Genomic DNA, 21,529 nt, shown 5'->3' on the forward strand with positions numbered 1-21,529 from the left:
AAAAATTTGCGAAAAGTATTGAAATAGTGAATTTAAACATTGTTTGAAACTATTTTCAAGGGTTATCACTCATGAGTTTAAAAGTAAAATAAGCGTAACAAACAGCGGTTATTTGTTAAACAATACTTAATACAAAATATTTATATATATTAAAATTATTAGCGTGATTTGCATAAAAAATTTAATATATGTAAAAATGAAAACAAAATTAGAGAAATTACTTACCCTTGTTTTTGTCTGTTTCATAGTCTTTGTTTCAGCACAAAAACAGTTAATTATAGGAACTGTTCTTGATGACAGCCAGCCTCTCCCCGGGGCAACAGTCAAAATAAAAGGCTTATCTAAAAATATAACGACTGATATTGAAGGAAAATTCACCATCAATGATATCAAAGAAGGCCAATACACTTTACAAATCAGCTATATAGGATATGAATCTTCAGATATCAATGTAGATCTTAAACCGGAACAAACGGTTGATTTGGGAATCATCAAACTTTCTCAGCCCCGAAAAAACATTGATGAAGTAGTAGTTACGGGGACTCTTAAAAATACGGAAGCAAGAGCTTTAAACCTTCAGAAAAATGCCATCAATATTACCAATGTAATCGCTTCTGATGGAATCGGAAAACTACCAGACAGAAATGCAGCAGAAACAGTACAGCGTGTACAGGGCGTTTCTATTGAAAGAGACCAGGGAGAAGGAAGATTTGTTTCCCTGAGAGGACTTCCGCCATTCTGGGCATCCACAACCATCAATGGAAACAGACTTCCCACTGCCGAGGAAGAAACGACTTCCAGAGCTACTGCATTCGACTTCTTTCCAACAGAACTGATCTCCTATGTACATGTAAACAAGTCTTTTACCCCAGATATGGAAGCTGACGGAATAGGTGGCGGTGTCAATTTCATCACCAAAACACCACCCATGAAAACTGAATTCAAGGCAACTGTGGGAAGCGGTTATAATGCTAAAGCTGATAAAGGAGTTTATAACCTGGGGTTTTTATATGGAGGAAGAACGAAGGATAAAAAATTCGGCTATTTATTCAACTTTGCGCATTTCATAAGAAACTGGTCTACAGATAACTTTGAGGCGAGGAGAAGTGGTGATGAAGGGGTTTTCAGACTGGAACTTCGTGATTATAACGGAGTCAGAAAAACAACAGGAATCAATACTGCTTTTGAATATGTATTGTCTCCAAAAACAACCTTCTATTTAAAAGGAATGTATGGTACTTTATCGGACGATGAAACCCATTATAAACACAGAATCCGATTTGATAAATTCAGCAGTGCCAATAATACAGCAAGAGTGGAGCTTCAGAATATTCATAATTTACTGATAACGGAGCTTACTTCTGTTTCCCTGGGAGCAGTTCATCAATTAAACAAAGGAAAAATAGATTGGGATCTATCTTATTATGACAACAAATTCAAATATGGAAATATCCCTGATAAACAGAATAATTCTTACTATGTCATCAAGTATACCCAATCTGGTGTAGGCATCAATCCTGATTATATTTCAAATCACGGAAATGGACCAAGAGCTTACTGGAAAGCTGATGGAGGAAAATTAGATTATAAAAATCCGGATGCATTATTCGGTTTCTACAGTGATCCGAACTTTAAAATGGACGCATCTCAGATGAGATTTACAGATCTTGAATTTTATAAGGTCTTTGTAGAGGAAAAGGATAAAATCGTAGCGGCTTTCAACCATGAGATCAATGCTTCTGATAAACTGACTTTAAAATATGGTTTTAAATACAGAGATAAGGAACGTAACGCAAAGTTCTCTGATATTTTCTACAACTGGAGCAGCGGAACAGCACCTCTTCTGTCTGATTATTCTCAATATATTACGACACAACCCAACGGCCCGAAATATTTAAGTGAAATGAGTGTCCACATCGGCAATACTTTTGGGCCTGTACTTTCAACCACAGGAATGAACCAGTTCTGGTATGATCATCAGGGAAATCTGAAAATCAATACTTCAGATTCAGAAGCGCTGGAATATAATAAAGCATTAGGAAGAAACTTTGATGTGTTCGAAAAACATGCAGACGCTTACGGGATGGCCACCTATAAACTGAATGATCAGATTACCATTTTAGGAGGAATCAGATTATCAAATACGAATACGAAAGTGAAGGGTTACAGCGTGAATGACGATGTACTGACTCCTGTAGAAAATACCAAAAACTATCTGGCTGTTCTTCCGATGATTCATTTGAAATATACATTAAACGATAAAGCCAACCTCCGTTTTGCTGCAACGAGAACCTTCTCAAGACCTAATTTTGGAGATCTGACTCCCGGAGGAACTTATATTGAAGCAGACAACGAGTTCAAAGGCGGAAACCCAAACCTTAATCCTACGTATTCTTTGAATTTTGATCTGATGGGAGAATATTATTTTTCCAATGTAGGAATTCTGAGTGGAGGCGTTTTTTATAAATCCATTACTGATCCTATTTTTCAGGATTCATTTATCGGCAACTATAACGGAATCAATGGAGTACAGTTCACAGCTCCCAACAACGGAAAAGCTGCATGGCTGGGAGGTATTGAACTTGGAATTAACAAAAGGTTTGATTTCCTTCCAGGGTTTTTACAGTATTTCGGAGTACAGCTGAATGCCACATTCATGACTTCAGAAATGGAAAAGCCAAGCGGAAGAACGGTAGCCCTTCCCTATCAGGCAAAGGAATTATACAACGCGCAGCTTTTCTTTGAGAAAAAAGGATTCAATGCAAGACTAGCTTACAACTACAAAGGAAAATATGCCGTAGAATATGCTGAAGAGGATATCAATGACTCTTATTATGGCAAATACAGCAATCTGGACTTCGGAGGTTCTTACCAGTTTACGAAATACCTGACTTTGTATGCGGATGTGAACAATATTCTGAACAAACCTCTGATCTATCATTTCGGTAAAAATGAAGACCGTCCTGAACAGGTAGAATATTATGGAGTACGATTCAATCTTGGAGTAAAACTGAACTTCTAAATCATAATCATGGCCAGAACCATCAATAAAAAAACACTAGTTACACTGAAAGCTGCTTTTGCTGCTTTCGGTGTTTACTTCTGCATGTACGGTTTCAGGAAACCTTTTACCGTAGCTTCTTTTGAGGGGCTCTCCTATTTCGGGGTAGATTATAAGATTCTGATTATCATCGCTCAGGCGGTGGGGTATTTTATCTCAAAATTCATCGGGATCAAATTTATTTCGGAACTGAAGCCTCAGAAAAGAATCACTTATCTGTTTACTTTCATTGGGATTGCAGAACTTGCGTTGTTAGGATTTGCAGCCGTTCCTGCTCCTTACAATATTTTGTTTATGTTTATCAATGGTATTCCGCTGGGAATGATCTGGGGAATTGTGTTCTCTTACATTGAAGGGCGAAAAACTACGGAAATCATTGGTTTATTCTTATGTTCAAGCTTTGTGGTTTCTTCAGGATTTACAAAATCTGTAGGGAAATTTCTGATGGATACTTTTCCCATTTCAGAATTCTGGATGCCGTTTTCAGCCGGACTTGTTTTTATCATCCCTTTACTGCTTTTCGGGCTGCTTTTAAATAAAATCCCAAGGCCTACGGAAGAAGATATTTTGCTTAAAAATAAGAGACAGCCATTGAATGGTTCAGAAAGAAAAGCATTGATCCAAAAGTTTTTTATTCCGATCGTGTGTATTATCTTCTTATATATCAGTTTAACCGTTTTAAGAGATTTCAGAGATAATTTCAACCGTGAGATCTGGGACGGGCTGCACTTTACTTTTGACAGTTCTATTTTTACCCTGACGGAGATTCCGATTGCTGTAATGGTTCTTGTAATTTTAAGTTTTATGGTAAAAGTAAAAAACAATAAAAAGGCATTTTTGTATTATCATTACATTCTTTTTGCAGGAATTCTTACGGTAGGACTTTCTACTTATCTGTTTCAGCAGGGCACTTTATCTCCTTTTTTATGGATGACGATTTCCGGGTTCGGAATGTACATCTGCTATATTCCCTTTAACGGAATTTATTTTGACCGGATGATCGCCGCTTTTGAAATCAAAGGAAATGTAGGTTTCCTGATCTATATTGTAGATTCATTCGGATACCTGGGAAGTGTGCTGGTCCTGCTGTATAAAAACTTTGGTTCGGCTCAGACTTCGTGGTTACATTTTTATATCAACTTAAATTATATCATCACAATATCTGTTTTCGTTCTTTCGGTGATTGCTTTTCTGGCTTTCAGGAAAAAGTCAAAGCCGAAATCAAACTCAAACACTAATCAATTCATCAATTTCGATACGTCGAAAATTTTATAAATTATAGTACAATGACAACAAAATTTGATTTAATCGTTGTAGGAGGTGGAATTTTAGGAACATTCCATGCTTATCATGCGCTGAAGAAAAACCTTAAGGTAGCTTTACTGGAAAGAAATTCTGTTCCTCAAGGAGCTACAGTAAGGAATTTCGGGCAAGTAGTGCCATCCGGAATGGATCTTAAATGGCAGAATTTCGGAAGAGAAAGCCTGGCAATATATAATGAACTTCACACTCAGGCAGACCTTACCATCAGACAAAATGGTTCCATATATATCGCTTCAAACGATGAAGAACTTCAACTGATTGAAGAGCTTCATCAAATCAACAGAAATAATGATTATGAATCTGTTTTATTATCCAAAAACGACTGCATCAAGAAATATGACGGGCTTCGTTCTGATTATTGTAAAGGAGGTCTGTTTTTCCCACAGGAACTTTCCGTAGATTCTGCAGATATGATTGTAAAACTTCACAAGCTGCTTCAGGAAAAAATGGGATTGCAGATTTTCTATAATACAACGGTTCTTGAAACCAATGAAGATGATCAGAAATGTACAGCTGTAGCAGCAGACGGAACAGAATTTAATGCTTCTAAAATTATTATCTGCGGCGGAAATGAGTTCAAAACTTTGTATCCTAAAGTGTTTAATGACAGCGATCTGGAAGTGAGTAAACTGCAGATGCTTCAAACCAAACCTCAGGGAATCTATTCGCTTCAGGGAAATATCCTTACAGGTCTTTCTGTAAGACGATATGAATCATTCAGTGAATGCCCTTCTTTTCAGAAAATCAAGGATTTAGAAAACCCGAACTCATTTGAAAAGAAGTACGGAATTCACATATTATTCAAACAGGCACTTGACGGTTCTGTCATCATAGGAGATTCTCATGAATATGCAGATGCAAAAAATGCGGATGATCTTGGGTATGATCTTAATATGGAGATTGATGAATTCATGATTCATGAGGCTAAAAAAATCATTGATCTTCCTACGTATGAAATTCAGAGACGATGGTTCGGAATTTATTCCCAGTGCAAAACAAAAGATATTTTTGAGCACAGCCCATCTGCCAATATTCATATTGTAACAGGTATCGGAGGAAAAGGAATGACAGGAAGCGGTGGCTTTTCTAAGTTTAATATTGAAAAAATTTACGCATAACATTTACATGAAAAATATAGAATTATTAGTTCTGGATATGGCCGGAACAACAATTGATGAGGATAATGTAGTCTACAAAACACTTACCAACGCCGTGAATGACTATGGCTATGTGGTAAGTCTGGAAAAAGTATTATCCAGCTGTGCCGGAATGGAAAAACTGGAAGCCATCACAAGCCTTTTAAAAGAAATTAATGGAAATGAAGAGGATGCTCCTGCTATTTTTGAGAATTTTTCTGACCAGCTAAAGGAATCTTATAAAAACCTTGACGTAAAACCCATCAACGGAACGGAAGATTTCCTGCTCAGCATGAAGTCTCAAAATAAAAAGATCGTTTTGAATACAGGATATACATCCGAAATCGCTCATCAGCTTTTGAACAAGCTCAACTGGAAAGAAAGTATTCATTTTGATGCTTTGATTACAGCGGATGATGTTTCGGAAAGCCGACCAAGCCCTGAAATGATTCATCTTGCAATGAAGAAATTCAATATTACTGAAGCCAATAAGGTTTTAAAGGCAGGTGATTCTGTCATCGATATTGAAGAGGGCAAAAATGCAGGCTGCGGACTTACGGTAGCAGTTCTTTCAGGAGCCCAAAGCAAGGCAGAACTTGAAAAGGCAGCCCCGGATTATATTCTGAATACGATTTCAGAAGCTGAAGATATTCTTTAATCCATTTTTTCAGATTATTTTTAAATACTTCTTGACACAAATGTTTTCGTGGTAATCCATTGAAAATGTTTGTGTTTTTAACCACCCCGTCAAAAATTCTTTGAATTTTTGACACCCCTCCGGAGGAAGGGAATATCGTACGTTCGATTAAATATTTGTCAAGATCAGAAACGTTCGGATGTTATTGTGAACTTTATATTCGCAAAGACTATTACTTAAAATAAATAGAGTCATTCTCTTTTGTGACTTTGTGGTTAATATCTAAACTTTTTCCGCGAACTTTTTAATTATCAATTAATTAACTTTCAGTTTACAAAAGTTTACAAATAGTAAACTAATTTTACAATAATTAAAAATAAATTACTATTTGTAAACTTTTATGCTTTCAAAAACCTATTTCCCAATGAAAACAAAACTATTCTCAATGGCTGTTGTAATGAGCTGTTTCCTTGGAGCTCAGACCAAAAAAGTTCTATTTATTGGTATAGACGGATGTCGTGCAGATGTCATGATGTCTACCCCTACTCCCAACATTCAAAACCTTATCAATCAGTCCATTTATTCTACCGACGGACTTTGCGCTGCCACTACCTGGAGCGGAAACGGATGGAGCACCATGCTTACCGGAGTATGGCATACCAAGCACAATGTTCAGGACAATAACTTTACCAATCCGAACTACATCAATTACCCTGACTTTTTAACAAGAGCAGAAACTTATAATCCTGCTCTAAGAACCATTTCTCTTGCTCACTGGTCACCCATCAACGACAAAATCATTCAAACCGCTGATGTAAAGACCAATCTGGCAACAGATCTCGCGGTAAAAAATGCGGCAATAACAGCTTTACAGAATGATAATCCAGATATTCTCTTCGTAGATTTTGATGATGTAGACCATGCGGGACATTCTTATGGATTCTCATCAACAGTTCCACAGTATGTATCTTCTATTAAGACAACGGATACTTATATCGGAGAAATTGTTGCTGCCATGAAAAACAGACCCTCTTATAACAATGAAGACTGGCTGGTTGTATTAACCACCGATCACGGCGCAATTGAAAGCTCTCATGGAGGAGGAAACCTTACTGAGAGAAATATTTTTACTGTATATTCTAATCCAGGATTTACTCCACAGCAGATCAGTAAAACGGTACTGGAATCCAATAAGACATTTAATCAGTTGAATTTTCCTGCCGGAACTTATGCAAAACCAGCGAACCAAACTCCTTTTAATTTCGGAGCCAATCAGGATTTTACCATTGAGTTTTGGGTAAAACCTAATGCTGCGTACTCCAGTGATCCGGTAATGATCAGTAATAAAAACTGGGCGAATGGGAAAAATAAAGGATTTGTTTTCTCAGGCTACTCAGGGCAGACATTCAAAATGAATATTGGTGATGGCACCAACAGAATAGACCTTGTGGGCGGAAAAATAGAAACCAATAAGTGGAAACATATTGCTGCCAGCTTTGACAGAGATGGGCTGGTAACTCTTTATGAAGATGGTGTTCCGGTAACTTTTGCTAAAATGAGCACCATCGGAAGTATTGATTCCGGACTTCCTTTAACCTTAAATCAGGATGGAACAAATACTTATGGAATAAACCTTGCGGCTTCCTATAAAGATGTGAGAATCTGGAAATCTGCTCTTCCTAACGATGTAATCGTGAATTGGGCTAATCAGGATATTACGTCCTCACACCCTTATTATTCTCAATTATTAGCCAATTGGAAATGTAATGGAACTTCAGGAAATACACTGACGGATTCAAGTCCAAATGCTAATAATATGACTGTAACAGGTTCTCCTAGTTATAACACCAATACCGTCAACAATTTCAAAGTTTATGATTATACTTCAACGACGAGAGAAACAGACCACTTCCCTACGGTATTGAACTGGCTTTGTATTCCGGTACAGGCTTCATGGGGAATAGATGGTGTTAACAGAATACCTGTATGTTCAAAAGAAATATTGGCAGCAAAAGAGACGAAAGTAACCACTGATGATTTTAAGATATATCCAAATCCAGTATCAACATTCATCGGTATTCAGTATTCATCTGAAGATAAGGAAATTAAAGCAGAAATTATCGATAGTAAAGGAACTCTTGTTTCAGCATCACAACTGCAATCTTCAAGAGGATATTATGATGAAAAAATTAATATCGGAAATCTTCCGGCAGGAGTTTATTTTATTAAAATTAACGGAAGCAAAAAGTCACAGACCAAGACCTTCATCAAGAAATAAAACAGTAAAGCAATTAGATTTAAATTTTGATATTAGAACAAGGATATTCCTATCCGAGTTCTAATATTTTTTTTGCTTATTTGTTAAATATCAGCTCCATCCGTACATCTGCACGGTCGTACTCAGCATGACCAATAGGTGTATGAATAAAGCCCAGCTTTTCATAAAGTTTAATAGCAGGAACCAGTATTGAATTGGTCACTAAAAAGACTTTTCCTGCGTTTAATTCTTTCGCTTTTTCAACCAATGCATTTCCTAGCAGATAGCCCAGCTTTTTACCTTGAGCTTTAGGACTTACTGCCATTTTTGAAAGCTCAAAAGTAAGGGGATGATCCTCCGTTTTTACTAATGCACAAGTTCCTACTGCTTCTCCATCCAGCAAAGCAAAGGCAATGTGTCCTCCTTTATTTAAAATCTCTTCTTCCGGATGATCCAGCAGTTTATAATCTCCCGCTTCCATCACAAAAAATGTTTTGATCCATTCTTCATTCAAAGCTTTGAAAGCTTCTTTATACTGAGGTTCGTATACTACAATTTTTACTTCATTCTTACTATCATTCATCGCTATAAGGTTTATTAAATTTTGTTTTTTATCATTTTGCCCAGTTTCTCAAGGTCGCTTTCTACTCTATCTGTCCATTCCAATGCATAATTCAGACGCATACAGTTCTGATACTGATTATATTGTGAAAACATTCTTCCCGGGGCAAAGTTTACTTTCTGGTTTACTGCGATATCATAAAGATCTTCTGTACAGATTCTCTTATCCAGTTCCAGCCAGAGCATAAAACCGCCTTTTGGCTCTGAGATTTTGGTATTATCCGGAAAGTATTCAATCACCGATTTTTGAATCTGCAGGTAATTGGCATACAGCTTTTTTCTGAACATTCTCAGGTGATGATCATAACGTCCGTGGGCAAGGAAATCGGCAATCACATCTGAAAACAAAGACGGCCCGCTTACCGTCTGAACCAGTTTCTGACGGATAATTTTTTCTTTAAATTTTCCCGGGGCCACCCATCCTACTCTAAAGCCAGGTGCCAATGTTTTGGAAACCGAGCCTACCCACATCACAATTCCTGCTTCATCATAAAACTTACACGGTTTCGGTCTTCCCGCTCCGAAATAAATGTTTCCGTAGACATCATCTTCTACCAAAGGAACATTGTGCTCGGTGAGCATTTTAACCAGCTCTTTTTTGTTCTCATCAGGCATTTGAAATCCTAGCGGATTATTATAGTTCACCACAAAACAACATGCAGAGAGTTTCGGAAGAACTTTTTTTAAAGCATCCAGATCCACTCCTGTAATGGGATGAGTAGGAATTTCTACCGCCTTCAATCCCAATAACTGAATAGCCTGAAGGATTCCAAAATATACAGGACTTTCCACCGCTACCGAATCTCCTGGTTGTGTCACAGCCATTAAGCAATTATAAACGGCATTCATCGCTCCGGAAGTAATGACAAGATCATCTTCTGTGATTTTCCCTTCCATGACCATTGACCATTTGGCGATTTCCCGACGCAGCACTTCGCTTCCCTGCACGGGTTCATAATTGGTCCCACTGTCGCTTTTCCTTTTCATTACATCAATCATACATTTCTTCATCTTAGCCACCGGAAGAAGACTTTTCCCCGGAATCCCAAGAGCAAACTGTGTGACATCCGTTCCTCCAATACTCCCGAATACTTTATCAATCAGATCCTGAGGTGTATTTTTTCCTTCTGAAACTTTTATCTGAGCTACGGAAGGCAGCGCCAGTTTTCGCTGGGAGGTCTGGCTTACATAGTATCCATATTTAGGACGTGATTCTACCAGAGAACGGCTTTCCAGTTCCATATAGGCCTGTTTTATGGTATTCAGGCTTACATTGTATAACTTCTGGGCACTTCTCAGTGAAGGCAGCCTGTCACCAAACTGCAGGGTTTCACTTTTGATCTGCTCTGTGACAGAATTGGCTATTTTAAGGTACAGAACATCTTTAGACATAGAATCAGGGTTTTAAGTAAATGTACAATTTTATCCTGTTTTTATTCAGGATTCAGCCAGCTGATCATACTGTTGATACTACTTCTTAATTGTTCCGGATCCTTGAAATTGGGCGTATTATTATTTTTGCAATATCGTTCAGCCCGGGAAAAAAAGTTTCTTTTTTCGGCTTCTGTCATTCTGTTTTTATCATAGATTTTAAAAGAAATTTCATTCTTTTCATTAATGATAAGACTGGCAAAAGCAATGACTTCCCTGCCATTTTTAGCCAAAAGAAAAGGAAGTCCGAAATTTTGGTCTGCTTTCTTCAAATTCTGTGTTTCCAGAAAAATGTTTTTCAGCACCAACATGTCTGATACATAAGCCTCAGCATATTGAAACTGTTTCTGATGTTGAGTGATTGTTTCCATATTTTCTTCTTTAGCTAAACAAAATTATGAAGGATTTAATTTTGGATACAGATACAGAACTATACAATATTATGGGTACAGAATATATTCTATTAACTGGAATTTGTTATGCGAACAGAAACAGTTCAACAGCCAGACCAGAAATTGATATAATAAGGAACTATATTTTTTGCTCTTTATATTCTTAAATCAGATTGTGCAAACTTTATTCCTTCCTTCAAAATACTGTGATATCAAGTATCTGATAATGCTTGACTGCACAGAATTGCAAATATTTTTATCAACCATTTGTATCGCATTCTCTATATTTGCAAAAAATTTTAGACAACATGAGCTTCTTTGGAAGTAATATTAAGAAAATACGACAGGTTAAGGGATTAAGCCAAAAGGCTTTTGCAGACTTGTTTGATTTAAACAGAGGGGTTATAAGCTCTTATGAAGAAGGACGTGCAGAACCAAAAATCGAAACCATACTGAAAGTTGCGAATCACTTTAATCTTAATCTTGATAAATTTCTGACAGAAACCCTACAGGCTAGCCAATTGGGAAGTGCTTCAAACACTGATCAGCTTATGCTTTTCCCGGAATTTACCAATCAGAATGATAAGGAAACGCAAATAACAACAGAAAGTTCTAACCTGTCAATATTGCAAAAAATATTAGCATCTGTTGATTTGATCTATGAATTTACTACAGAAAAGCATCTATTACCGCAATATCAATATGGAGATGTTGTATTTCTAAATAAATCCGGTCTGAATACAGAACCTATCAATAAATTATTGGTGTATACAAATGAGAATCTGCAATATATCTCTGATAATCAATCAACAAAAGGAAATATTCAGGAATATTATAAGATTGTAGGATATGTTTCCACAGCAGACAAGAATATTTTCACCAGTATTTTTGAAAGGCTGGAAAGACTGGAAAAGAAAGCCGGAAACGACCAGATATTATAGAGGCTATAAACAAAAATCCCTCCGTAATCAGATTACAGAGGGACTTGTACCCCAGACGGGACTTGAACCCGTACGTCCTTGCGGACACAGGATTTTAAGTCCTGCGTGTCTACCAGTTCCACCACCAGGGCATGGTGTGGGCAAAAAAAAAGATCCGAACCTAGGTTCCAACCTTTTGAATGACTCTTAAGAGCCTTTTCGCATAGTGCGGATGAAGGGACTCGAACCCCCACGCCTCACGGCACCAGATCCTAAGTCTGGCGTGGCTACCAATTACACCACATCCGCTGATTTACCGATCTGTTTTTACAAATTCGGACTATATTTCTTACAAATATAAGACTTTTATTTAAAGAACGCTCTCTATTAAAACAAAAAACCCTCCGTAAGATATTACAGAGGGTCTTGTACCCCAGACGGGACTTGAACCCGTACGTCCTTGCGGACACAGGATTTTAAGTCCTGCGTGTCTACCAGTTCCACCACCAGGGCATGGTGTGGAGCGAAAAACGGGATTCGAACCCGCGACCCCAACCTTGGCAAGGTTGTGCTCTACCAGCTGAGCTATTTTCGCATAGTGCGGATGAAGGGACTCGAACCCCCACGCCTCACGGCACCAGATCCTAAGTCTGGCGTGGCTACCAATTACACCACATCCGCTGGTTTTTTTATATTGTAAGTTTTAAAGAGCTTGCTTCGTTTTTGTGAGTGCAAATATAGGGCAATTTCCTTTACTACCAAACTTTTCAAGAAAAAAAATTAAAATTTCTACATTTTTTTTTCACGGCACCTTTTATTACATTTCATTTTCTTACTTTTACATCGTTAATATTTACGATATGGAATTACAAGGAACGGTAAAGAAACTTTTTGATGCTCAAACATTTGCGAGCGGGTTTCAAAAAAGAGAAATGGTTATTTTAACTCAAGAACAGTATCCACAGCCGATAAACATAGAATTTTTATCTGATAAAATCAGTTTATTAGATAACCTTAGAGAAGGAGAAAACGTAAAGGTAGGAATCAATATCAGAGGTAGAGAATGGGTTTCTCCTCAAGGTGAAACTAAATACTTCAACTCTATTACAGGGTGGAGAGTAGAGAAAGTTTCTGAGAATGCTTCAGAACCTACTCAGGCAATGTCTCAGCAATCTGCAGCTCCAGTTTCAAACGAAAATCCGTTTGCAGGAGATGATGATGATGATTTACCTTTTTAATTAAAGAATACAAGATCAAATATAAATCCTGCTTTTTGAAGTGGGATTTTTTTTCTAAGCATGGTTCGATTAGACGAAAACGAGATTTCATTTCCTGACCCTGAGCTGTATGATGGTCATGAAGGAGTGGTTGCTTTTGGAGGTGACTTGTCTGTAGAGCGTATCTGGTTTGCTTATCAACTTGGTATTTTCCCCTGGTACAATCCCGGAGAAGAAATTCTATGGTGGTGTCCAGATCCAAGATTTGTACTGTTTCCTGAAGAAATGAAGGTTTCAAAATCAATGAGAAAGATATTAAACAGGAATGTTTTTACTTTTTCAGAGAACAGGAATTTCAGGGAAGTGATCAGGAACTGTCAAAAGGCGAGCCGAAAAGGCCAGTCCGGGACATGGCTTTCTGATGAGCTGATGCATACTTTTATTCAGCTTCATGAATATGGCCTGGCCAAAAGTATTGAAGTGTGGCAGGATGAAGAGCTTGTAGGTGGTTTTTATGGATTGCAGATTGGCGGTGTATTTTGTGGAGAAAGCATGTTTGCTAAAGTGAGCAATGCTTCCAAGGCAGGATTTATCCACTTTGTAGAGAGCAATAAAAATAATATTGAATTGATTGACTGTCAATCTCATACAGAGCATCTTGAAAGTCTGGGTGCTAAAATGATTCCTAAAAAAGAATTTCTAAAAATCTTACACGAAAATAATGAACGCGGATAAAGAAAAATGGGTTCTTCTGGTTATCCTGAGTATTATCTGGGGATCATCCTTTATTTTGATCAAAAAATCTCTCGAGCATTTTAATCCTTTTCAGGTAGGATCTTTAAGAGTTCTTATTGCCGGGATTATTTTACTTCCGATTGCCATTTCAAATTATAAACTTTTCCCCAAAAAACATCTGAAATGGTTAATTTTGGCTGCTTTTACAGGAAATTTTATTCCGATGTTCCTTTTTCCAATCGCAGAAACTGAAGTCAGCAGCAGCATTGCGGGAATCATCAACTCTATGATGCCAATTTTTGTGATTATTGTAGGAGGGTTGGTATGGAAGTTTGAAACGACAAAAAAACAAATCATAGGAACATTAATAAGTTTCACGGGAGTCTGCATTCTAGCATTTGGCGGCGGAGACGGCGGGGAATTGAAAATGATCCCAATCATGCTTTTATTATTGGCTACTTTATGCTATGCCCTGAGCACAACGACCGTCAAATCAAAGCTTATGGAGGTTTCTTCCACTGTTTTATCAGCTTTTGTTTTCTCTTTTGTCCTATTATTTCCTTCCATTATTGCATTGACGGGCACCGGATTCTTTTCGGAGTTAAGTTTTTCGAAAGATAATCTGATGGGCCTTATGTTTGTGAGCCTTTTATCGGTTTTTGGAACCGGGCTGGCAATGATGATGAATTACCGCTTGCTGAAAGTTTCCACCCCTCTTTTTGCATCTACGGTTACTTTAGTAATGCCTATTGTTGCTATCATATGGGGAATTTTGGATGGTGAGAAACTAACTTATTTACAATTTATAGGAGCAGGAATCATTATTGCCGGACTTCTGTTTTTAAGAACAAATACAAAAAAATAAAATCATATTATAAATTAAATTATATTTGACTGATTTAACTTATAACTATGAAAAAAATTCTACTTTGTGGCTCAATAGCCTTATTAACACTTTCTTGTTCTTCTTCTGACGATACTCCTTTTGACAACAGTGACCCCTCCAATCAAAGTGTAATTCTTCCTACAAGGATGACTATGGATGGTATTGTAATGAAAATCAATTACAACGGAACCAAAATCATCAGCATGATTAACAATATTAATCATGGGCAAAGAATTGAATTCACTTATACTGATGATTATGTTACCGGTATTAAACACTACGAAAACAACGTTCTTGAAAGCGCAGCTGAATACAGCTATTCTAACGGACGTATGGCAACAGCGGTTACGAAGGAATATTCTACTACCGGTACCATACAGAACACGGTTGCATTTACCTACACTTACACAAGTACTGCAGAAATCAGTGTAAAAAGACAAACGAATTCAGGAACTGCCGGCTCTTCTACGATCAACAGTGTTTTTACGTACAGCAATGGAAATATGGTAAGCAATGTGGGTTCAGGAACAGGAACAGTCAATGGAAATACAGTTAATTACACAGAAAAAGAGACCTATACTTACACGGATAAAAACTATCCTTTTAAAAATGTAAAGGGCTTTGATAAAATCATATTCAATGGAAATGAAAGCAGTGACGGGGTAAGCATGTTGTTTTCAAATATAAAAAACAGCTTAAGCACTTATAAAGGGCAGTTTACCAATACCACGGCCGGTGGAGGTACCGGAACAGGAACAACTTCTCATAAATATACCACTACATTTAATACCGCAGGTTATCCGTCTGTAGAAGACAGACAATTACTTGACGTTAATGGAAACCCTCTAACAAGTGCTCCTGATAAATTCATCTACGAATACAACTATCAATAAAAAAACCTGCATTTCTGCAGGTTTTTCTATTATTTTTTAGATTGATCTAATTCTTTTTCTTCACTTTAGTAGCCTTAACTTTTTTCACTTCATCTTTAATGAAAGGATATTTTTTCTGCATATCCTTAACTAAAGACGGATCAAGGTCTAATGCTTTCTGAAGTGATTCTGTTCCTTTATCCTGATCTTTCAGATTGAAAAAACAATTACTCAACTGATAAAACAGCTCAGCTCTGTGGTGCTTTTTTATGGCACTGTTCAAAACAGTTACCGCATCTTCGTACTCTCCTACCAACATCAAAACTTCTGAGTAGGCATACCAGTTGTAGAACCTTGTAGGTTCTGCATCTACGAGCTTTTTAAGACAGGAAAGGCTTTCTTCAAACTTTCCTGAATCGATGAATAGAAACGCTAATCTTTTTTGGTAATCAAGATTGTTTTCATTCAGCTGGGTAGCTTCTTTAGCATAATGCAATGCTTCAGACATTCCGCCCATTTCTTCATAAAGATAAGACTGCTCCATCATTGCAAGATAAAACTGAGGGTCTTCTCTCAATGATTTCTGGAATGCGTTTAAAGCTAGAATAGGCTGTTTTAATGCCTTATTGCACAATCCGATCTTATAAAAAGTAAATGCTTTTGTGTATTCCAGTTCCAGCATTTCTTCATAAGTATCGATAGCTTTCTGGTATTGTCCCATGGCTTCATAACAGGCTGATTTATTGGCATACACTCCTACAGAGTTTGAGTTGATTGCCAACAAATAATCGTAGCCTCTTATGGCTTCATCATAATTTTTTCTGTTGAAATAGAATTGTCCGTATTCAAACCAAGCGGTTTCAGAATAAGGGAATTCATCTAAATATTCATTAAGAAAGGCTATAGCCTCCTCGCTCTTATTCAGGTCACTGAAACACACCATACAGTTTTCCAGCGAATATTCATCCGTTGGATCTTCTTTCAGTGCTTTTCTGTAATGTTTAAGGGCGTTAAAAGGATCTCCGAGATTCACATATTCATCCGCAATAAAGTTGTGGAGAAAGTTTTCTTCTTCCTCTAATGTCAAAGCTTTTTTACAAATTTCAATGGATTTTCTGGGATTTCCTAAGCTCGAATAATATTTGGCGTAACAAACCAAAAAGTCTGTGTTCTCCATAGAAGCACCTTTTAACTCGTTGATTAGTTCCTTCGCCATATTATACTCTTCCCACTCCAGAAGGATTTCAAGTTTTTTGATCTTAATATCCAACGAATTGGGATGAAGCTTTAGACCATAATTAACCGCCATATCAGCGTAATTAAAATCACCAAGCTCCAAATAATAAACGATGATGTCTTCTAACTCTTCGGTATCGAAGTAGAATTCGTCATTGTTTTCCATCATTTCCTCGAACTTTTTTACAAGTTCATTTCCAAAATACTCTTCCAATAGTGTCCTCTTTGTCGGCCTGATGTCTGAATTTGCTTACAAACCTCGGCAAACGGTTAGTTAATAATACATCTGAAACTGATATTCAAATATTTATGCAAAGTTGCAACTTTTTTTTGAATTTTCCATTTCATAAATTTCTATTATAAAAATAGTAAAAAAAGAAAACCGATAAAAGGATTGTGGATAAAAAAATGGAAATTGGGGTTAAATTCTTATCACCAGCCGTTTTCCGCTTTGTATCTCCGCATTCCATGAGGCTTCGATATTTTTAATATCAACCTCTTTTGTTTCCATTTTAATTTTTCCTTCTACGGCTGCCTGATACATTTCCGGAATGATTTCTGAAAACAAAAGTGCTGATTCTTCTTTCGTCCAGCTTCCCAATCCTGATCCTGAAATCTGAATATCAGTTCCTCTGAGAATCTGTGAAGAAAGCTGAATAGTATCTCCGCTCATTCCGCCTATTGTTACCAGTTTTGTTTTATGGGAAAAAGTTCCGTCTCCTTTAAAGGCGGACAATATCATTTCTACAGAATGACCCCAGATATAATCCAATACAATATCTATAAGCGTCTGGTTGTGAATTTCTTTTATCTTTTGTTTAAAATCATGATCATCCAGCTTGAGTGAAATCACCTCATCAGCGCCCAACTCAAGCAAAGACTGCAGAGATTCTTCATTTCTACCGGTAACGATAACTCTCCCCGCTCCATATAGTCTGGCAATCTGAACTGCAATTCTACCTGTGATTCCTGTTGCTCCATTAATGAGGACTGTATTACCCTGTTGCATTCCAGCCTTAAATTTCAAGGCCATCGCTGATCCCATAACGGCGTTTGGTAATGCGGCCGCTAAAGAAAAATCAAGTTCTTCAGGAATCGGAATGATCATTTTTTTATCTGCTGCGGCTTTTTCGGATACCGTTCCTTTTTTGCTGAAAAAATAGACTTTATTTCCGTTTTCAAGATATCCTGCCCCATCTGTTCCAATAACCATTGGCTGATGTTCCTGATTTTCTGTTGAATAGTGATTTCCTCCCGCCCTGGCTCTGTCGAGATTTTTAATGGAGGCTGCTTTTACTGAAACCAAAATTTCATTTTCCTGTACTTCAGGCTCCGGGAAATCTGCGTATTGAGGGATACTTCCTTTTTCAAATACTACTGCTGCTTTCATTCTTTTAATTTTTATACAAAATTATGAGGGATGAACACAGTGGAACGATAACATTTGTTATGAGTTATGGGTTTTGTTTTGGAAAGGAAGCGGGAAGAGGGATTCTGGGAGCTCTCGAAGCCCATTGTGTAGAAACGGACTTCATTTAGTAAAGAATAAATGAAAATGCAACTAGAAAAATATGGATTTATGTATTATCATTATAAAACCTCCAGCTTCTGGCTTCCCTCTTCCAGCACTTTAAAGTTTCTCTTTCAATATTTTGCTTTTGATTCTGCTGAGATGTACGGTTGTAATACCGAGATAGGAGGCAATATAGTGCTGGGGAACTCTTTTGATAATCTCCGGCTTTTGTTTTACCAGGTTCAGGTATCTCTGCTGTGGCGTATCTTTAATGAAGGAAAAGAAATGTTTCATATAATCGAATACCCTTTCAAAAAGTGCATCCATAAAGAGATTTCGGAGCTCCGGATTTTCATAGACTTCTTCCAGAAACGCTTCCACATCTGGTTTGTTGATTTTGTATAAAATACAAGGCTCTATAGTCTCAAATGACACCATACTAGGCAAGCCTTTTTTGAAGCTTTCAAGGGATGAGAACATTGTATTTTCAAGAAAAAACTGAAAGGTTACGTCTTTTCCATCATTATTATACCAGGCTCTCACCATTCCTTTTTCAATATAATAGGCATTACAGGAAACCTCATCTTCTTTTAAAAGTAAGGTTTTGGCGGGAACTTCCATACGTTCAAAACGGCCCAGAAATTTTCTCCATTTTTCTTTAGGGAAGGGAAATCTTTTTTTGATATGCTCAAACATGCCTGATATAAAAAAGAACGGACTCATTGTCCGTTCTTTTTGTATTTTTTAGATTAAACTCTTAATTTTAGCAATGATATTATCTCCTAACTGATCAGCCTCTTCCTGAGACTGAGCTTCAGTATAAATTCTGATAATCGGCTCTGTGTTAGATTTTCTAAGGTGAACCCAGTTGTTTTCAAAGTCTATTTTAACACCGTCTACTGTAGAAACTTCTTCATTCTGATATTCCTGCTCCATTTTGCTTAAAATAGCATCTACATCAATCTCCGGAGTCAGTTCTATTTTCTTTTTACCCATGAAATAGCTTGGATATCCTGCTCTTAGTTCAGAAACAGTTTTATTTTCTTTAGCTAAATGCGTTAAGAATAGTGCAACCCCTACTAAAGAGTCTCTTCCGTAATGTAAATCAGGATAGATAATTCCTCCGTTTCCTTCTCCTCCGATCACAGCATTTTTCTCTTTCATCAAAGTCACTACGTTTACTTCTCCCACGGCACTGGCAAAGTATTCTGAGTCATGAGAACGCGCTACATCTCTCAAAGCACGGCTGGAAGAAAGATTGGAAATAGCAGCTCCTTTTTTGTGTTTTAACAGATAATCAGCAACAGCTACCAAGGTATATTCTTCACCAAACATTTCTCCCTTTTCATCAATCAGGGCTAATCTGTCTACATCCGGATCTACTACAACCCCCACGTCTGCTTTTTCTTTCTTCATCAATTCACAGATGTCTCCCAAATGTTCTTTCAATGGTTCAGGATTGTGTGGGAAGTGTCCTGTAGGCTCACAGTATAATTTGATGGTTTCACAACCTAATTTATCCAAAAGCATAGGAATGGCAATACCTCCTGTAGAGTTTACAGCATCCAGGGCTACTTTAAAGTTTTTAGCTTTGATCGCTTCTACATCTACCATTGGTAAATCCAGAATCTGCTGAATATGGATATCAAAAGCATCGTCTCTTGTTTCGTATTTTCCAAGATCATCTACTTCAGCATAGTTGAAGTCTTCACTTTCTGCTAAAGCTAATACTTCAGCTCCGTTTTCCCCGGTGATGAATTCTCCTTTTTCGTTCAATAATTTAAGAGCATTCCACTGTTTTGGGTTGTGGGAAGCGGTAAGGATGATTCCTCCGTCTGCATTCAGCTCAGGAACCATTATTTCAACTGTTGGCGTTGTAGAAAGGCCAAGATCTACCACATTAATCCCCAATCCCTGCAATGTAGCAGTTACTAAAGAAGAAACCATCTGACCAGAAATTCTGGCATCTCTTCCGATGACAAGGGTAAGATCTTTTTTGTTTTTATTATTCTGAAGCCAGGTTCCGAATGCGGATGCAAATTTTACTACATCCAGCGGTGTTAAGTTATCATTTACTTTACCACCAATGGTTCCGCGAATCCCGGAAATAGATTTTATTAATGACATGATGTTTTTACTTTTATTTTGTTCTTTCTAAATTTTCCAACGCAAAGATACTTAAAAGACCTTTCAACTTATAAAACAGGAATCTTTTTTTGGATTTTATCGTAGGTATTTTTTACAACTTTCGGTGGTGCAAAACGATACCCTATATATAACAGTCCATAGAGGTTATTATTTTCTACTGCCTGGTTATTTTTCTGATCATAGGCATAGGTCTTAAAATTCATTTTACCTCCGAATAAAAACCGGTCTGTATTGTACCCTACATGAAGACCACCCTGCATTCTTATGGTTGCATACTGGGCATTTTCTTTGACTCCTTCATTCTGAATATCCCTGTAACTGGAAAACTTTCCTCCAATTCCTAAAGCCAGATAAGGTGAAATATTGACATTCTTTCCAATGACCCAATTATAGAAATATCCTATATTTCCGCCGATATTATATTGAGTCTCTTTGCTTTTTACCCCGTCAATTGTATTTCTGAAAATGGTAAGGTCATAATCCAGGAATGGCACCCAGCTTCCACTGCTTTTCTTCTGCCATTCTCCTTGTGTATAGATGCTTCTTGCTGAAAAATTTTTATTGAGAATATAGGAGGTAGACCCACCAAAGGTTTGAACCCTTAAATCCGGAAACTGAATGTATGGATCTCTTCCTTCCTGCCATTCAGGGGACAGATCTTTCATGTTTTCTACATAAAAACCTCTTACATTTTTATAATAAACATTCTGGATAAATCTTCCCGGGAAAAATCTGAAGCTCAAATCGGTATAAGAGCTCTTTCCTTTCATTTCATCGTCATTATTTTCTTCTAAAAATCTAGGCGAAAAGGACACCGTCGCACTTATAATTCTATAATCGACTGAAAAGGATGTCTTAGTTTTATTATTGATTGAGAGGATTGTTTCATTGGTGTTTTTACCTTCTCCTTCCGAGAAAATGTAACTCTCAATATTGGTGTCAAGGTTCATGCGAATCATTACCTGATCTGCATAGGACTTGGTATTTGTGGTGTCAGATTGTGCTTTCCCCTGAGCGGTAAATAAAGAAAATAGGACGAGCAATCCTGCTTTTATTAAATTCAAATTAATAATTTACATTAGAAAAATGAATTTACTACATTTTTTTCAATTATCCGATGAACCCAATATTAAGAACAGCCGCA

Annotated in this window: 18 protein-coding genes and 5 tRNA genes; 10 read left to right on the plus strand and 13 right to left on the minus strand. The window is 37.2% G+C overall.

Going from position 1 to position 21,529, the window contains the following annotated elements; all coding sequences use genetic code 11:
- Nucleotides 1–196 precede the first annotated feature (196 nt).
- The 5 genes from OL225_RS20165 (at nucleotide 197) to OL225_RS20185 (ending at nucleotide 8,435) form a co-directional block, all read left to right on the plus strand.
- Nucleotides 197–3,022, plus strand: a complete 2,826-nt coding sequence (locus OL225_RS20165; RefSeq protein ID WP_264519375.1) for a TonB-dependent receptor — start codon at nucleotides 197–199, stop codon at nucleotides 3,020–3,022.
- A gap of 9 nt (nucleotides 3,023–3,031) precedes the next feature.
- Nucleotides 3,032–4,336: a DUF5690 family protein gene (locus OL225_RS20170; RefSeq protein ID WP_264519376.1), complete on the plus strand. Its 1,305-nt coding sequence runs from the start codon at nucleotides 3,032–3,034 to the stop codon at nucleotides 4,334–4,336.
- A gap of 11 nt (nucleotides 4,337–4,347) precedes the next feature.
- Nucleotides 4,348–5,502 carry a TIGR03364 family FAD-dependent oxidoreductase gene (locus OL225_RS20175; RefSeq protein WP_264519377.1) on the plus strand — a complete coding sequence of 385 codons (1,155 nt, stop codon included), beginning with the start codon at nucleotides 4,348–4,350 and terminating at the stop codon, nucleotides 5,500–5,502.
- Between the two features lie 7 nt (nucleotides 5,503–5,509).
- Nucleotides 5,510–6,178, plus strand: a complete 669-nt coding sequence (locus tag OL225_RS20180; protein ID WP_264519378.1) for an HAD-IA family hydrolase — start codon at nucleotides 5,510–5,512, stop codon at nucleotides 6,176–6,178.
- A gap of 403 nt (nucleotides 6,179–6,581) precedes the next feature.
- Nucleotides 6,582–8,435 (plus strand): alkaline phosphatase family protein, encoded by a 1,854-nt coding sequence (locus tag OL225_RS20185; RefSeq protein ID WP_264519379.1) that lies wholly within the window; start codon nucleotides 6,582–6,584, stop codon nucleotides 8,433–8,435.
- 76 nt (nucleotides 8,436–8,511) lie between these two features.
- Here OL225_RS20185 and OL225_RS20190 read toward each other — a convergent pair whose 3' ends face one another.
- Genes OL225_RS20190 through OL225_RS20200 form a run of 3 tightly spaced genes read right to left on the minus strand, consistent with a single transcriptional unit; the run spans nucleotide 8,512 to nucleotide 10,837 of the window.
- A complete protein-coding gene (locus OL225_RS20190) occupies nucleotides 8,512–8,997 on the minus strand; it encodes a GNAT family N-acetyltransferase (RefSeq protein ID WP_264519380.1) in 486 nt (161 codons plus the stop codon).
- A gap of 14 nt (nucleotides 8,998–9,011) precedes the next feature.
- Nucleotides 9,012–10,427, minus strand: a complete 1,416-nt coding sequence (locus OL225_RS20195) for a PLP-dependent aminotransferase family protein (protein ID WP_047377970.1) — start codon at nucleotides 10,425–10,427, stop codon at nucleotides 9,012–9,014.
- A gap of 41 nt (nucleotides 10,428–10,468) precedes the next feature.
- The gene (locus OL225_RS20200) at nucleotides 10,469–10,837 is read right to left on the minus strand and encodes a hypothetical protein (RefSeq protein WP_047377969.1); all 369 of its coding nucleotides are present in this window, start codon (nucleotides 10,835–10,837) and stop codon (nucleotides 10,469–10,471) included.
- 329 nt (nucleotides 10,838–11,166) lie between these two features.
- On the opposite strand from OL225_RS20200, the gene OL225_RS20205 reads away from it, so the two are divergent.
- Complete coding sequence (locus tag OL225_RS20205) at nucleotides 11,167–11,799, plus strand: helix-turn-helix domain-containing protein (protein ID WP_047377968.1); 633 nt, start codon at nucleotides 11,167–11,169, stop codon at nucleotides 11,797–11,799.
- Between the two features lie 47 nt (nucleotides 11,800–11,846).
- Here the strand turns inward: OL225_RS20205 and OL225_RS20210 are convergent.
- From OL225_RS20210 to OL225_RS20230, 5 genes are all read right to left on the minus strand, one after another.
- Nucleotides 11,847–11,930, minus strand: a tRNA-Leu gene (locus tag OL225_RS20210).
- A gap of 75 nt (nucleotides 11,931–12,005) precedes the next feature.
- Nucleotides 12,006–12,087 (minus strand) — tRNA-Leu (locus tag OL225_RS20215).
- 120 nt (nucleotides 12,088–12,207) lie between these two features.
- Nucleotides 12,208–12,291 (minus strand) — tRNA-Leu (locus OL225_RS20220).
- A 6-nt stretch (nucleotides 12,292–12,297) separates the two neighbouring features.
- A tRNA-Gly gene (locus OL225_RS20225) sits at nucleotides 12,298–12,373 on the minus strand.
- Between the two features lie 4 nt (nucleotides 12,374–12,377).
- A tRNA-Leu gene (locus OL225_RS20230) sits at nucleotides 12,378–12,459 on the minus strand.
- A 179-nt stretch (nucleotides 12,460–12,638) separates the two neighbouring features.
- On the opposite strand from OL225_RS20230, the gene OL225_RS20235 reads away from it, so the two are divergent.
- Genes OL225_RS20235 through OL225_RS20250 form a run of 4 tightly spaced genes read left to right on the plus strand, consistent with a single transcriptional unit; the run spans nucleotide 12,639 to nucleotide 15,509 of the window.
- A complete protein-coding gene (locus OL225_RS20235; protein ID WP_047377967.1) occupies nucleotides 12,639–13,016 on the plus strand; it encodes a DUF3127 domain-containing protein in 378 nt (125 codons plus the stop codon).
- 60 nt (nucleotides 13,017–13,076) lie between these two features.
- Nucleotides 13,077–13,730 carry a leucyl/phenylalanyl-tRNA--protein transferase gene (aat, locus tag OL225_RS20240; protein ID WP_264519381.1) on the plus strand — a complete coding sequence of 218 codons (654 nt, stop codon included), beginning with the start codon at nucleotides 13,077–13,079 and terminating at the stop codon, nucleotides 13,728–13,730.
- Complete coding sequence (locus OL225_RS20245) at nucleotides 13,717–14,595, plus strand: DMT family transporter (protein WP_264519382.1); 879 nt, start codon at nucleotides 13,717–13,719, stop codon at nucleotides 14,593–14,595. The genes aat and OL225_RS20245 overlap by 14 nt, the downstream gene beginning before the upstream one ends.
- 47 nt (nucleotides 14,596–14,642) lie before the next feature.
- On the plus strand, nucleotides 14,643–15,509 hold the full coding sequence (locus tag OL225_RS20250; protein WP_264519383.1) for a hypothetical protein: 867 nt from the start codon (nucleotides 14,643–14,645) through the stop codon (nucleotides 15,507–15,509).
- A 46-nt stretch (nucleotides 15,510–15,555) separates the two neighbouring features.
- Here OL225_RS20250 and OL225_RS20255 read toward each other — a convergent pair whose 3' ends face one another.
- From OL225_RS20255 to OL225_RS20275, 5 genes are all read right to left on the minus strand, one after another.
- The gene (locus tag OL225_RS20255; protein WP_264519384.1) at nucleotides 15,556–16,938 is read right to left on the minus strand and encodes a tetratricopeptide repeat protein; all 1,383 of its coding nucleotides are present in this window, start codon (nucleotides 16,936–16,938) and stop codon (nucleotides 15,556–15,558) included.
- A 207-nt stretch (nucleotides 16,939–17,145) separates the two neighbouring features.
- A complete protein-coding gene (locus OL225_RS20260) occupies nucleotides 17,146–18,114 on the minus strand; it encodes a quinone oxidoreductase family protein (protein ID WP_264519385.1) in 969 nt (322 codons plus the stop codon).
- A gap of 240 nt (nucleotides 18,115–18,354) precedes the next feature.
- Complete coding sequence (locus OL225_RS20265) at nucleotides 18,355–18,960, minus strand: Crp/Fnr family transcriptional regulator (protein WP_264519386.1); 606 nt, start codon at nucleotides 18,958–18,960, stop codon at nucleotides 18,355–18,357.
- Between the two features lie 21 nt (nucleotides 18,961–18,981).
- Nucleotides 18,982–20,364 (minus strand): phosphoglucosamine mutase, encoded by a 1,383-nt coding sequence (glmM, locus tag OL225_RS20270; RefSeq protein ID WP_264519387.1) that lies wholly within the window; start codon nucleotides 20,362–20,364, stop codon nucleotides 18,982–18,984.
- 68 nt (nucleotides 20,365–20,432) lie between these two features.
- Nucleotides 20,433–21,449 (minus strand): DUF4421 domain-containing protein, encoded by a 1,017-nt coding sequence (locus tag OL225_RS20275; protein WP_264519388.1) that lies wholly within the window; start codon nucleotides 21,447–21,449, stop codon nucleotides 20,433–20,435.
- Nucleotides 21,450–21,529 lie beyond the last annotated feature (80 nt).

Source organism: Chryseobacterium viscerum, assembly GCF_025949665.1.
Lineage (GTDB): Bacteria > Bacteroidota > Bacteroidia > Flavobacteriales > Weeksellaceae > Chryseobacterium > Chryseobacterium viscerum_A.